Annotated in this window: 12 protein-coding genes; 5 read left to right on the top strand and 7 right to left on the bottom strand. The window is 64.0% G+C overall.

Features of this window, described 5'->3' with window-relative positions; genetic code table 11:
- Positions 1-6 precede the first annotated feature (6 nt).
- The 4 genes from AC5RU3_RS10205 to AC5RU3_RS10190 form a co-directional block, all read right to left on the bottom strand.
- On the bottom strand, positions 7-1,272 hold the full coding sequence (locus AC5RU3_RS10205) for a DUF6986 family protein (protein ID WP_493965435.1): 1,266 nt from the start codon (positions 1,270-1,272) through the stop codon (positions 7-9).
- Positions 1,273-2,871: a malate synthase A gene (aceB, locus tag AC5RU3_RS10200; protein WP_493965434.1), complete on the bottom strand. Its 1,599-nt coding sequence runs from the start codon at positions 2,869-2,871 to the stop codon at positions 1,273-1,275.
- A 9-nt stretch (positions 2,872-2,880) separates the two neighbouring features.
- Positions 2,881-4,302 (bottom strand): NAD-dependent malic enzyme, encoded by a 1,422-nt coding sequence (locus AC5RU3_RS10195; RefSeq protein WP_493965433.1) that lies wholly within the window; start codon positions 4,300-4,302, stop codon positions 2,881-2,883.
- A 107-nt stretch (positions 4,303-4,409) separates the two neighbouring features.
- A complete protein-coding gene (locus AC5RU3_RS10190) occupies positions 4,410-5,099 on the bottom strand; it encodes a TetR/AcrR family transcriptional regulator C-terminal domain-containing protein (protein ID WP_493965432.1) in 690 nt (229 codons plus the stop codon).
- Positions 5,100-5,166: 67 nt separating this feature from the next.
- Here AC5RU3_RS10190 and AC5RU3_RS10185 point away from each other — a divergent pair, with 67 nt between their 5' ends.
- The 5 genes from AC5RU3_RS10185 to AC5RU3_RS10165 all read left to right on the top strand — a co-directional run bounded on the left by AC5RU3_RS10185 (position 5,167) and on the right by AC5RU3_RS10165 (position 10,135).
- Complete coding sequence (locus AC5RU3_RS10185; protein WP_493965431.1) at positions 5,167-6,195, top strand: NAD(P)-dependent alcohol dehydrogenase; 1,029 nt, start codon at positions 5,167-5,169, stop codon at positions 6,193-6,195.
- A gap of 410 nt (positions 6,196-6,605) precedes the next feature.
- A complete protein-coding gene (locus AC5RU3_RS10180; protein ID WP_309072811.1) occupies positions 6,606-7,367 on the top strand; it encodes an IclR family transcriptional regulator in 762 nt (253 codons plus the stop codon).
- 30 nt (positions 7,368-7,397) lie between these two features.
- On the top strand, positions 7,398-7,985 hold the full coding sequence (locus tag AC5RU3_RS10175; RefSeq protein ID WP_458116019.1) for a GNAT family N-acetyltransferase: 588 nt from the start codon (positions 7,398-7,400) through the stop codon (positions 7,983-7,985).
- 32 nt (positions 7,986-8,017) lie between these two features.
- Complete coding sequence (locus AC5RU3_RS10170; protein WP_493965430.1) at positions 8,018-8,605, top strand: DinB family protein; 588 nt, start codon at positions 8,018-8,020, stop codon at positions 8,603-8,605.
- A gap of 141 nt (positions 8,606-8,746) precedes the next feature.
- Positions 8,747-10,135, top strand: coding sequence for a glycoside-pentoside-hexuronide (GPH):cation symporter (locus AC5RU3_RS10165; protein ID WP_493965429.1), 1,389 nt, complete (start codon positions 8,747-8,749; stop codon positions 10,133-10,135).
- 19 nt (positions 10,136-10,154) lie between these two features.
- Here the strand turns inward: AC5RU3_RS10165 and AC5RU3_RS10160 are convergent, their stop codons facing one another.
- From AC5RU3_RS10160 to AC5RU3_RS10150, 3 genes are all read right to left on the bottom strand, one after another.
- Entirely contained in the window at positions 10,155-10,520 is a 366-nt protein-coding gene (locus AC5RU3_RS10160; protein ID WP_493965428.1) for a VOC family protein, read from the bottom strand.
- Between the two features lie 64 nt (positions 10,521-10,584).
- Positions 10,585-11,934: an 8-oxoguanine deaminase gene (locus AC5RU3_RS10155; RefSeq protein WP_309072502.1), complete on the bottom strand. Its 1,350-nt coding sequence runs from the start codon at positions 11,932-11,934 to the stop codon at positions 10,585-10,587.
- A gap of 136 nt (positions 11,935-12,070) precedes the next feature.
- Complete coding sequence (locus AC5RU3_RS10150; RefSeq protein WP_309072501.1) at positions 12,071-13,645, bottom strand: nucleobase:cation symporter-2 family protein; 1,575 nt, start codon at positions 13,643-13,645, stop codon at positions 12,071-12,073.
- Between the last annotated feature and the right edge of the window lie 70 nt (positions 13,646-13,715).

Raw genomic sequence — 13,715 nt, 5'->3', positions numbered from 1 at the left:
CGGTCCTTAGATGTTTTCAGCTGTTTCAGGAAGTTTCCGCGGGTGCGCGAGCGCTTCCAGGTCAGGCAGGGAAATCCCAGCAAGTTCATTGACTTCTGCCTCGGTCACAGCGCCGCACAGCACGCCGCGGTGGACGAACCGCGCCAACGCGCGGGCCGTTGCAGGTTCGTCGAGGATCGAGCTCTCGATCCTGTGCACATAGTTGCGAAGCCGCGTAGCCGCGGCGGAAAGCCCTTCGCGGTAGAACGCGTACGTGGCGATGAAGCGGCTCGGCAGCTGCGCAGGGTGCAGATCCCAGCCCTGGTAGTAACCGCGCTCCAGCGAGCGCCTGACCAACCGGGCGTGCAGCGCCCACGCCGCAGACACCTGGTCGTCGCTACCGACCGGAAGGATGTTCGTGGACCCGTCCGACAGCCGGACCCCCGTACCGGCAACCGCCACCTGCATGACCTGCTTCGCATAGTCCGCGGCGGGATGCTCCATCGACTGGTACGCGGCGGCGATCTGCAGGGAATCACTGTAGTCGTACGTGCCGTAGTGCAGTGCGGACACCCGGCCCTCCGCCCGGTGGAGCAGTTGCGCAACGGGCACTGTGCCATCAGCGGCCAGGATGAGCTGCGGCGTTTCCATCTGCACCTCGAACCGAAGCCTGCCCGAAGGCAGCCCGTGCACCGCCTCGAGCCGCTGGCACGCGAACACCATGGCCTCTACCTGCGCCACCGTGGAGACCTTGGGAAGCGTCAGCACCAGTCCCTCAGGCAGCGGTCCCTCTGCAAGCAGTCCGCCGACAAAGAGGTCCAGCGTCCTCAGCGCACGACGGCGGGTCGGCTCCTCGAAGCACTTGAAACGGATTCCGATGAACGGGGGCGCGATGCCGTCCCGTACCGCCCGTGCCACCGCGATGGCGGCGCGTGCGGCGTCGGCATCCTCTTCATCGTCGGGCCGGTTGCCGTATCCATCCTCGAAGTCGAGGCGCAGGTCCTCGATCGGCTCTGTGGTGAGCTTCGCGCCCACCAGCGTGCCGACGTCGTCGTTCACGCCAAGCGCCGCGCACAGCGCGCCCATCCCGCCGGCACGTTCGACGGCGGCAACCGCTTCCCGTCCCCAGTCTCCGGGGAGCGACGGCTGGTAGCGGTCTGCGGGAACGTACACGGTATGGACGGGCTGGCGCGTTCCGCTGTCGCCCGGGTACCCGGTGCGGAGGAGCCTGTCGGTGTCCGTCAGCTTCGAGTCGATTGCGGCGTAGTCGTCGAAACCGAGCGCGAACTCCATTCAGCTCACCAGCTCATACGCGGGAAGGGTGAGAAAGTCGGTGTAGTCCTCGGAAACACAGATGTCCGCGATCAGCCGGCTGGCCGGTTCGTAGAACTTCTCGAACGCCTCATCCCCGACCTCGCCGTGCAGCCGCTCGGTTTCCTCGGCGAGGATGGTGTTCACAAGCTCCGGCGTGACCGTATTGCCGGTATCCGCGAGCACCACCTTGTTCCGGATCTGCTGCCACACCTGTGAACGGGAGATCTCTGCCGTCGCCGCGTCTTCCATGAGGTTGTGAATGGCCACGGCACCGTTCCCGGAGAGCCAGACGGCGACGTACGCGACGGCGACATAGAGGTTGGCGCGCAGGCCCACCTCGGTCACGTCGCCGTCGGCGGACTCGACGTCGAGCAACTGCTCCGCGGTCACCTCAACGTCGGGCCGCTGCCGGTCAAGCTGGTTCGGTTTGTCGCCGAGGACGGCGTCGAACACCTCCTGACAGACGGGCACCAGATCGGGGTGTGCAACCCAGGAGCCGTCGAAGCCGTCGTTGGCCTCGCGGGTCTTGTCCGCTCGGACCTTCTCGATGGCCTGGGCCGTCACTTCGGGCTCACGGCGATTCGGGATGAACGCCGCCATGCCGCCCATCGCGAAGGCACCGCGACGGTGGCAGGTCTTGACCAGAAGTTCGGTGTACGCACGCATGAACGGTGCGGTCATCACCACGGAGGCGCGGTCGGGAAGGATGAAGGATTCACCGCCGTCGCGGAAGTACTTGATGATGCTGAAGAGGTAATCCCAGCGGCCGGCGTTCAGGCCGGAAGCATGCTCGCGCAGTTCGTAGAGGATCTCGTCCATCTCGAAGGCGGCGGGGATCGTCTCGATCAGGACGGTGGCCCTGACCGAGCCCTGCGGCACTCCCACGTAGTCCTGGGCAAACACAAAAACGTCGTTCCACAACCGGGCCTCGAGATGGCTCTCCAGCTTGGGCAGGTAGTAGTACGGGCCGCTTCCGGTCTCCAGCAGGTGCTTCGCATTGTGGAAGAAGTGCAGTCCGAAGTCGACCAGGGCACCAACGGCCGGCTGCCCGTCGATAATGATGTTCTTCTCCGGCAGGTGCCAGCCGCGCGGACGGGCGACGACGACGGCGAGCGGCGCGTCCGTCCGAAGGGCATACTCCTTGCCCTCGGGGGAGGTGAAGCTCAGCGAACCGCGGGCGGCCCCGTAGAGGTTTAGCTGGGAATCCAGAACGTTGTGCCAGGTGGGAGCGCTTGCATCCTCAAGGTCCGCCAGCCATACCTTTGCACCGGAATTGAGGGCGTTGATGGCCATCTTGGCCGGTGACGCCGGTCCAGTCATCTCCACGCGGCGGTCCTGCAGTTGCGCAGGGGCCTCGGCTACGGTCCAGTTACCGCTCCGGATCTCAGCGGTCTCCGGAAGGAAGTCGAGCCTGCCGGTCTGCGCCACTTCTTCCCGCCTCACCGCGCGCGCGGCCAACCGCTCGTCACGGGTTGTGCGGAAGGTCTGGTGAAGCTTCTCCAGGAACTGGAGTGCCTCGGGGGTGAGGATCGTTTCCGAGCCGGCGACCGGCGTCGTACCTGTGAGCTCAATGGACATGTCCTGCTCCTACTCTGCTGATGCTGTGGCGGGATGCTGGGATGCCGTCGCAGCGTGGGCTGCGGCGGCAACCGCTGCAGCGACGTCGCTCGCCACGTGCGGATCAAAGACGCTGGGAATGATGAAGCTGGCGTTGAGTTCATCATCATCCACGCGAGCGGCGATTGCATCAGCTGCCGCGACCAACATTTCAGGCGTGATGTCGGAGGCGCCGGCGTCGAGCAATCCGCGGAAGAAGCCCGGGAAGGCGAGGACGTTGTTGATCTGGTTCGGGAAGTCGCTGCGGCCGGTTGCCACCACGGCAGCGTGGCGGGCGGCAACGATCGGATCGATCTCGGGATCCGGGTTTGCCATGGCGAAGACGATTGCCTGGTCCGCCATCGACGCGACCTGTTCCTCGCCGAGAATGTTGGGGCCGCTCACGCCGATGAAGACGTCCGCGCCAACCAGAGCCTCATGCAGCGATCCCGCGAAGGCGTCGTGGTTGGTGTTCTCGGCGATCCAGCGGCGATGCTCGTCAGTGTGGGTCTGCCCGCTGTGAATCGCACCCTTGCGGTCGCACGCGACGATGTTTTTCGCGCCCTGCGCCTGCAGCAGCTGGATGATCGCCGAGCCGGCGGCGCCGACACCCGAGACGACAATCCGCACGTTCTCGATCTGCTTGTCAACGACGCGCAGAGCGTTGGTCAAGGCTGCCAGGGTGACGATCGCAGTGCCGTGCTGGTCATCGTGGAACACCGGAATATCCAGTTCCTCCCGGAGCCGGTTCTCGATCTCGAAGCAACGGGGTGCAGCGATGTCCTCGAGGTTGACTCCCCCGTAGACCGGTGCGAGGGCCTTGACGATGCTGATGATCTCCTCGGTGTCCTGCGTATCGAGGCAGACGGGCCAGGCATCGACGTTGGCGAACTGCTTGAACAGCGCGGCCTTGCCCTCCATGACGGGCAGCGCGGCGGCCGGCCCTATGTTCCCCAGCCCAAGTACGGCCGAGCCGTCGGTGACCACCGCAATGGTGTTGCGCTTGACCGTAAGGCGGCGGGCGTCTTCGGGGTTTTCAGCAATCGCAAGACAGACGCGTGCGACGCCGGGAGTATAGGCCCGGGAAAGATCGTCGCGGTTGCGCAGCGGAACCTTGGGGACGACCTCCAGCTTCCCGCCGAGGTGCATCAGGAACGTACGGTCGCTCAGCTTCTTGACGTTGACGCCGTCGAGGGCGTTCAACGCGTCGCGGACGCGTTCGCCGTGCGCGGCGTCCGTGGTGTTGCAGCTGACATCGACGACGATGCTGTCGTGATGGGACTCGGTGACGTCGAGAGCCGTGATGGACGCACCCGCGGAGCCGACGGCAGCGGCCAGCTCTGCGGTAGCGGTAAAGCTCGACGGCGCCTGGACGCGCAGGGTGATGGAGTAACCGGGGCTAGGACTCGCCATTGAAGATCCTTCTGGTTATGGCCGTTCCCGGCCGCTTCATTGTTTCCGTAATACGGATATTATTATCTGTCTGATGGAAACACAAGTGCGCCGCTCAGGTAGGCGCGCTAGAGGAGAGTGCCTTCCAGGGCATCAAGGATCAGTTCGAGCCCGTAGCCGAACTCGCTGCCGTAGTCGTAACCGGGCTGCAGAACCACTTCGGTTGCGATTTCAACCATGTACGGATACTGGCCACCGGAGAACCGCTCCAGAATGGGCCCGGCTACGTCGGCAGCGGCACCGTCTCCAGCTACGGGCAGGGCCGCCTCCTGAAGTGCGAAGCCGTAGATGTAGCTGTCGAGCAGGGAATAGGCGTGCGCCGCCTGCCGGACTGAGAACCCGCCGGCACGCAGGGTGGCCAGCGTTGCCTCGTGATGCGCAAGCGTCGCCACCCCCGGAGCCTTTCGCGATTCTAAAAGACCTACGGCCCAGGGGTGCCGCTGCAGCGCGTCGCGGACGGAATAGCCCCGGAGCCGCATCTCTTCCTTCCAATGCTCCCCCGGCTTCGGCAGCTCAATCTCCGCGAACACCTGATCCACGAGGCCATCCAGGATCTCCTCCTTGTTGGCCACGTAGTAGTACAGCGACATCGGCTTGGCTCCCAGCTCCTGGGCGAGCGAGCGGATGGACAGCTTGCCGATGCCAACCCGGTCGGCGAGCGCGAGGGCTGCCGTCAGCACCCCGTCCCTGCTGAGCCGGCCTCGGGTCTGTATACCCGCGCCGTCCTTGTCAGAATCCGCATTCCTGCCTCTATCCATGTCGTACATCGTACGATACCCTCTTCGTACAGCGTACTAAACGCATAGTTCCCGGAAGGAATCCGCCATGGAAGCTCGGAAGCACCTCTCAGATCAAACATTCGAAACGCTCGGAGATGACAACACCATGCGCGCGGTGGTTCAGAACATCTACGGTGGGGCAGGCGTGCTTCGCCCTGACCGGACGCCGATTCCTGCCCCGGGGCCAAAGGCGGTACTCATTCACGTGAGCGCGGCCGGTGTTGACCGGGGTGTGTGTCACATGATGACGGGCACCCCGTATCTGGGTCGTCTGGCCTTCGGGCTTCGCAAGCCGCGCAACAGGGTGCCCGGCATGGATCTCGCCGGAACCGTCGTGTCGGTGGGATCGGCGGTGACCCGCTTCTCGCTGGGGGACGAGGTCTATGGCAGCGGGCGCGGATCTTTTGCCGAGTTCGCCGTCGCAGCTGAGGACAAGCTTGCACTCAAGCCCTCCAACCTCAACTTCGAGCAGGCAGCTTCCGTCCCTGTATCAGCGGTGACTGCACTGCAGGGGTTGCGCGATTCCGGGCGGATCAAGCAGGGGGACAGGGTGTTGATCACTGGCGCCTCAGGAGGAGTTGGCAGCTACGCGGTACAGCTCGCCAAAGCCTTCGGCGCTGAAGTGACCGGCGTGTGCAGTGCATCCAAGCTGGAGTTCGTTCGGTCCCTCGGTGCGGATCACGTCATCGACTATGCGGCAGAGGACTTGGCGGACGGCACCGGCTCCTATGACCTCATCCTGGACATCGCGGGTAACCCCTCGATCGCTCATCTCCGCCGTGCCCTTACACCCCAAGGCACCGCCGTCATTACCGGTGGAGAAGAAGGTGGGCGTTTCACCGGCGGCATTGGGCGGCAGCTTGGAGCGTTGGTCGTGTCGCGCTTCCTCAACCAGCGGCTCACCATGTTCCTCGGGATGGTTCGCGCAACCGACCTCGAGCAACTCACCGGGCTCATCGAAGCGGGCAGGGTGACCCCAGCCCTCGAGCGAAGCTTCGCACTTGATGAAGCGGCAGACGCGATTCGTTATCTCGAGTCAGGCAAGGTGCGCGGAAAGATCGTGATAGCCGTCTGAAGGTCCCAGTTTCTTCGGAGTCGGCTCTCGGTAATACGGCGCGACTAATCTTGCTGTGGATGGTCCGCCAGTTCGGCTGTCCGAGGTTCAGGCAAGTGGGCAGATCGAGGTAGACCAGCGATGGATTCGATCAGTGCCCAAGCGATCGTGTTCCGCTTGATGTCCGTGCTCTTGAAACACACTGGGGAACTGGAATAGCCCCAGTAGACACTGTGGGAGGCCTCCTCTCGGTGCTCTGCTGGACATCTGCAGATTCGGCTCGATCATCGGAAGATTCTTCGACGTCACGCGCCTCCGAGGATCAGTCAGAGAAAACTAGATTCCATCAGGCGGAATCGCGATAGAGTTAGTAGTACCCCGAGCGAGCACAACCGCCGCACGTGGGCAAGCTGAGAATCGTTAGGGAACCAATGGCAGAGAAAGCTACAGGTGGCGGTGTCCAGTCCGTTGAGCGCGTCTTCGAATTGCTGGAGCTGATCACAGACGCTGGCGGCGAAGTGACACTGAGCGAGCTGTCGTCCTCCACCGACCTCCCGCTGCCCACCATTCACCGCCTCCTGCGCACACTGGTCATGAAGGGGTATGCCCGCCAGCTCCCGAACCGCCGGTATGCCCTCGGCCCCCGTTTGATCCGCCTCGGTGAGGGCGCGAACAAGCAACTAGGAGCACTGGCGCGCCCGCAGTTGAAGATGCTGGTGGACAAGCTCGGCGAAACCTCGAACATGGCAGTACTCGATTCGGACATGGTCGTCTACATCGCCCAGGTGCCGTCGTCACACTCGATGCGCATGTTCACCGAAGTGGGCCGCCGGGCCCACACCCACGACACCGGTGTCGGGAAGGCCATCCTTGCGCAGCTCGACAATGAAACGGTGCGCAGCATAGTGGCCCGGGCGGGGATGCCCACCCCCACGGAAAAGAGCATCCGCTCGGTGGATCAGCTCCTCCAGGAACTGAACCAGATCCGCGAGCGCGGGTACTCCATCGACGAGCAGGAACAGGAGCTCGGCGTCCGGTGCTTCGCCATGGCGGTACCCAACGCTCCCACCCCCACGGCTATCTCGGTCTCGGGCCCGATCTCCCGCGTGGACGAGGGCTTCGCCGACAAGGCAGTTCCCCTGCTCCGTTCTGCCGCGCAGGCGATCTCCGACGATCTCAACCTCGCGAGCTAGGTCCTCCGGACGCGGCGTATGATGCCGTCCATGACGGTCGACATCCATCCCGCCACGGCTGACCGGTTCGACGACGTCGCGTCCCTCCTTGCGCCGAAGACACCCGGTGCTGGGGCTTGCTGGTGCCTTTCTCCCCGTCTCGCTTCTTCCGAACTCAGCAGCCTGGGGGCAGAAGGAAGACCTGGGCGAATGCGGCAACTCTGCGGGGAGGATCCCCCGCCTGGGCTCCTCGCCTATCTGGAGGGGGAACCCGTCGGATGGTGCGCTGTCGGCCCACGCGCCAGCATGGGCCGGCTCACCCGTTCGCGCACCATTCAGCAGGTGGACGACCTGCCGGTGTGGAGCGTCATCTGCTTCGTCGTGAAGGCTGGTCATCGGCGTCGTGGTGTTGCTACCCGACTGCTGCAAGAGGCCGTGGCCTTCGCTGCTTCCCGTGGTGCTCCGGTGATTGAGGGCTATCCCGTCGATGCTGAGGGTTCCCGCATCAACACAACGCTGGCCTTCGTCGGCACCACGGCGCTCTTCGAGAAGGCCGGTTTCGAGCGCATAGCGGAAACCAAGGCGACCAGCGCCGGCCGCACCCGGTGGATCATGCGCCGCGACCTTGCGGCCTCATAGTTCCTGTCGGAACCAGCCAGTAGAGTGCCACCATGGATGACAAAGAGGCACTGCACTACTACCTGCGTCTCCGACGCGCTGACCTGCTCGCCAAGGTGGACGGCCTGAGCGAATACGATTCCCGCAGGCCGCTCACTCCAACCGGGACCAATCTGCTCGGGCTGGTGAAGCACGTTGCAAGCGTGCAGCTGGGCTACTTCGGCGAGGTTTTCGGCAGGCCCGCAGGGCGGGACCTCCCCTGGTTGAACGACGACGCCGCCCCCGAGGCGGACATGTGGCTCCCCGCTGAGGAAACACGGGAGCAGATCATCGAGCTGCACCAGTTCTCCGCTGCCCACACTGATGCGACCATCGAAGCACTTCCGCTTGATGCCGTCGGTGAAGTGCCCTGGTGGTCACCGGGCAGACGCAGAGTCACCCTTCACCAGATATTGGTCCACATGTGCGTGGAAACCGCACAGCATCTCGGCCATGCGGACATCCTGCGTGAATTGATCGACGGCGCTATCGGCCGCGGCCCGGATGATCCGAACATCCCCCAGCGCAGTGCTGAAGAATGGGCTGAGCACTGGGAACGGATTGAGACGGCGGCTCGCCATGTGCGGCATGGGGCAACCTGATCGGCTGAGTCCCGTTGCTAACTTTATGAGGCCTTCACAACATCCGCCCGTGCTCCCCAAGCCCGCCGAAGAGGCGCTATGCTCTGAGAAAACGTTTTCTTAGCCGAATCCACGGCTCGTGCAGCTCAGAAGCGGGGACCCATGACAAACCGCGTGGCAGAAACCACGGTGTCCGCTCGCCTTCCGTCGCTCAGCGTCACTGCCTACGGGGCCGGCGACATCGCTAACAGCATGACCTTTTCCACCGTAGGCATGTTCCTGCTCGTGTACTACACGGATGTCGCCGGAATCCCAGCGGCCGCCGCCGGGACCGTGCTCCTGCTGGGCGGCCTCTTCAACGCAGTGGCCGACATACTTGCCGGGAGAATCGCTGACCGGAACTCTCATCGCCGGCTCGGAAAGTTCCGCCCGTTCCTCCTCCTTGGAGCTGTCCCGCTGAGCTTGTGCGTGGTCATGTTTCACATTCACGCACTCGGCACCGGGACCACTGCTGTATTCGCCTACATCTCCTACTTCGCATACTGCCTCGCCTATAGCCTGGTGAACGTGCCGTACGGAGCGCTGGCAGGAACTCTCACACGAGATCCTCGCGACCGCTCCAGGCTCGCAAGCGCCAGAACGATGGGAGGACTGGCCACCACAGCCTTCCTCGGCATCCTCATCGCGCCGCAGTTCGAGAATGGCGCCGACATCCAAACCGTCCTGACCACCCTGACCGTCGCGTTCGCCGTCATCGGAACTTTCCTTTACCTGTTCACCGCACTGGCAACACGGGAGCAGCTTCCCCCAGCGGCACCGAAGCTGTCGCTGCGACAGGCACGTGTGACGCTCGCTCGAAATGCCCCTCTGCAGGTCCTGTGCCTGAGCTCGCTGTTCTTCATGACAGCCAATGTGGTCACCAACACCGCAAAGCTGTTCTACCTCAGGGACGTCCTTGGCCGGCTGGAGCTATTCGCGTTCGTAACCGGGGCCCAGGTGGTGATAACACTTGCTCTCGCTCTCGTCACGCCGCGACTTGTACAGCGCTGGGGAAAGCGGTCCGTCTATGTTTCGGGCGGCCTCATCGGTGCTGTGGGCGGCGTTCTGGTGTTCGTCGCTCCGGAGGATCTTGTCTGGCTTGCGATGGCAGGGATGTTTTTCTCCCTGACTGGGGCCGCCGCCGTCAGCATTCTGTTGTGGGCGCTCGTAGCGGACACCGTCGAATACGGTGAATGGAGGACAGGGCACCGCACCGATGGAATCAACTATGCGCTGCTGGCCGCAACGCGGAAGGTCGGAATGGCGTTCGGGGGTGGGCTGGCGGCCTTCGCACTCGCCTGGGGCGGCTATGTCTCAGGGGCGGCAGCTCAGAGCACGACGGCGGAACTCGGCATCCGTGTTGCCGCCGGCCTCGCTCCGGCCGTCATACTCCTACTCGCGGTGGGCGTGATGAGGTGGTATTCGCTGACCGACGACGCGCACGCACGCCTTGTCCGCAGCATCCAAAAGCGCAGCCCCAGAGGGAGTACGGTCAACGAATCGCGCCCGTGACCTCCGCCCGAGAAAGTGCTCAATCGATGAAGAGGCAGAACGGATGGCCGGCGGGGTCGAGGTAGACCCGCACATCTTCCTGAGGCTGAAATGATGCCAACTCGGCGCCCTGCTCCAGTGCGTGAAGCCCTGCGGCCTCGAGGTCGTCCACGCGAATATCAAGATGAATCATCATCTGCGGGTCACCCTCGCCGGCCGGCCAGACCGGCCGCACATACCGGGATTCGGTCTGGAAGGACAGCCCGGCCCCGCCGTCGGGCGCTTTGAGCATCACCCAGTCGTCCTCCTCGAAGGTGGTCTCCCAGGTGAGCAGGCGTCTATAGAAGTCGGCAAGCGCCCGGGCGTCGGGCGAATCCAGTACAGTCGCTGAAAGCTGCAGCTTCATGGAACCTCCGGCTTGTTGTGGGTCCCCTCAGTCTTCCGCCTCTCGTCAGTCCTGAGAAGACCCCTCAGCCCACCAACCGTCGAGCGGCCGCCGAGTGCTCGGCGATCAGCGCTTCGAGATCGAGCCCGACGACGGCGCCGTCTTCTACCCGCCACTGCCCGCCCACCATCACCCGGTCGGCGCGGTCCGCACCGCACAGGAGTAACGCGGACAGAGGGTCGTGGCTCCCGGAAAATCGGAGATCATCGAGGCGGTACATCGCCAAATCTGCCTGTTTCCCCACCGCAATCTGGCCGATATCGGCACGCCCCAGGGCCGTCGCCGATCCTCGGGTGGCCCACCCCAGCACCCGCTCCGGGGTCACTTGCTCCGCGCCGTATCGCAACCGCTGGAGATAAAGGGCCTGACGGGCCTCCATCATGAGATTCGACCCGTCATTCGAGGCCGATCCATCGACTCCCAGCCCTACCGGAACCCCTGCTTCCTCCAGCTCCACGGCGCGGCAGATCCCGGAAGCCAGGCGCATATTCGACGTCGGGCAGTGTGCCACACCGACGCCGGCTGCACCCAGCCTGGACACCTCATCGTCATCGAAATGGATCCCATGAGCCAGCCAGGTTCGCGGCCCTAACCACCCCACGCTCTCGAGGTAGTCGACCGTGCGAAAGCCGAATCGCTCCCGGCAGAACTCTTCTTCATCCAGGGTCTCGGCAAGATGTGTGTGGAGCCGGACGTCATGCAGATCCGCCAGCGCCGCACTTGCCTTCATGATGTCCGTAGTGACCGAGAACGGCGAACATGGCGCGAGCGCGATCTGGATCTGTGCCCCGTTTCCCCGCTCGTGGTACCGGGAAATCAGCCGCTCGCTGTCGGCCAGAATCACCTCCGCCTCCTGTACTGTCCGCTGCGGCGGGAGACCGCCGTCGTCCTCGCCGAGAGACATCGACCCGCGGGTCAGGGTGGCGCGCATCCCGAGACGCCGGACGACTGACACCTGGACGTCGATCGAGTCCTCCATGCCGGTAGGGAACAGATAATGGTGATCGGCGGCAGTGGTGCACCCTGAGAGCAGCAGTTCGGCGAGCGCCGCCGTAGTGGCCAGCTCCAGGTCCCGTGGAGTGAGGCGCGCCCAGACCGGGTAGAGATTCACCAGCCACGGGAACAGCGGCACATTGACCACCGGAGCCCAGGCCCGCGTGAGCGTTTGATAGAAGTGGTGGTGCGTGTTGATGAGGCCGGGAAGCACTGCATGATCCCTCGCCTCGAAGACTGAATCGTACGGGACCGTGGGGCTCGCTCCTTGACCGACAAGCTCCACGATGGTGGAGCCCTCGATCACCAGCCCTCCGCCGGCGTCGTCTTCGTTTGCCGTGAAGATAGCCAACGGGTTTCGGATCCAGATTCGTACAGACATTGCGTTCTCCTTTGTGAAGGCGAAACGGCACAGGACCACCGAGACGACGGCGGCGTGTGCCGTCAGCTCAGTGGTCCTGTCTGCTGATCCAGGTAGGGATCCCTGCCTGCCTCCTGGTAGAGGCAGGCAGGAGATTTTAGTGCTGGTGGCCGGGCGGCTCGTCGCAGATCTTCCGGATGTCGTCGACGCAGCTGATCTCGCCCTTGTCCAGCTTCTCCTTGACTACAAGGTACTGGGCGGCGGTCACCACGGGGATCTCCGTGCCGTCCGCAGCGACCAGCTTGCCACCCTGGAAGCTGTCACCGTCCTGCAGCGCGGCGAGTTCGTCCTCCCGCACCATGCGCGGCGGGCTGGCGACGAAGACGGAGGCGCGCTCCGGGTTTCCAGCCTTCAGGTGGTTGAAGAGCAGGTTCATCAGTACGGCCATGATGGCCGCGGAGCTGATGCCCGAGTGGAAGATGATGCCGAACCAGGTGGGGAAGGCGTCGTAGAAGGTGGGGGCGACCACGGGGATTGTGCCGAAGGCGAGCGCTACGGCAACGATCACCAGGTTCATGTTGCCCTCGTAGTCGACCTTAGCCAGCGTGCGGATCCCGCTCGCTGCCACTGTGCCGAACAGGACGATCCCCGCACCGCCGAGCACCGGGGTCGGAACTGCCGCAACCAGGCGTCCCAGAATAGGCAGGAGCCCGAGGACAACCATGATCAGACCGCCCGCGGCGACTACGTAGCGGCTGCGAATCCCCGTGATGGCTACTAGACCCACGTTCTGGGCGAAAGCGGTCTGCGGGAAGGAGTTGAAAACGGGGGCGAGCGCGCTCGAAAGCATGTCGGCCCGCAGGCCGTCGGCGATGCGGCGGGAATCAACCTTCGTCCGGGCGATTTCACCCACGGCGAGGATGTCCGCCGTCGTCTCCGTCATGCAGACCAGGATCACGATGGTCATCGAGATGATCGCAGCGACATCGAACACCGGCCAGCCGAAGGCAAAGGGCTGCGGGAAAGCGAAGATCGCGCCGTTGCCGACGTTCGAGAAGTCAGCGAGGCCAAACAGTGCGGCGATGATGGTGCCAGCCACGATGGCAAGCAGGATCGAGAGGCGGGAAATGGCTGCGTTTCCCAGCTTGCTGAGGAGAAGCACCAGGGCGAGGGTTCCGGCGGCCAGCGCAATGTTGGTGAGGCTGCCGTAGTTGTCAGCGTTCCGGTTTCCTCCCATGGCCCAGTTGGCCGCAACGGGCATGAGCGTGAGCCCGATAGTGGTGATGATGACGCCGGTAACAACCGGCGGGAAGAACCGAATGATCTTCGCAAAGAATGGTGCGAGGACGAGACCGATCGCCGCTGCTACGAGGACCGCGCCGAACACCGTCGGCAGGCCTCCGCCACCGCTGATGATCGCGGTCATGGTGGCGACGCCGGCGAAGGAGACGCCCTGAACCAGCGGAAGCTGCGAGCCGAAGAACTTGACGCCGTAGCTTTGCAGGATGGTGGCGGCTCCACCGACGAAGAGGCAGGAGGCGATCAGGACGGCGATGTCGTCCTGCGAGACGCCCGCTGCGGTGCCGACAATGAGCGGTACCGCGATAATTCCGCCGTACATGGTGAGGACGTGCTGAAACCCGTAGGCGAATGATCGACCAAGCGGCAACCTTTCGTCCTCGGGGCGGCGCTGGGACTTGGCTTGGTGTTTCATGGAACTGACTGCTTTCATGAGTATGACTTCCTTGTCTCACATGAGTAGTTGGTTGAACGGCCGGACACGTGCAGGTGTCCGGCCGTTC

The organism is Arthrobacter sp. MDB1-55 (genome assembly GCF_059092925.1).
The sequence above is the reverse complement of the archived record's forward strand: the minus strand, read 5'-3'. Positions and strand labels throughout refer to the sequence as shown.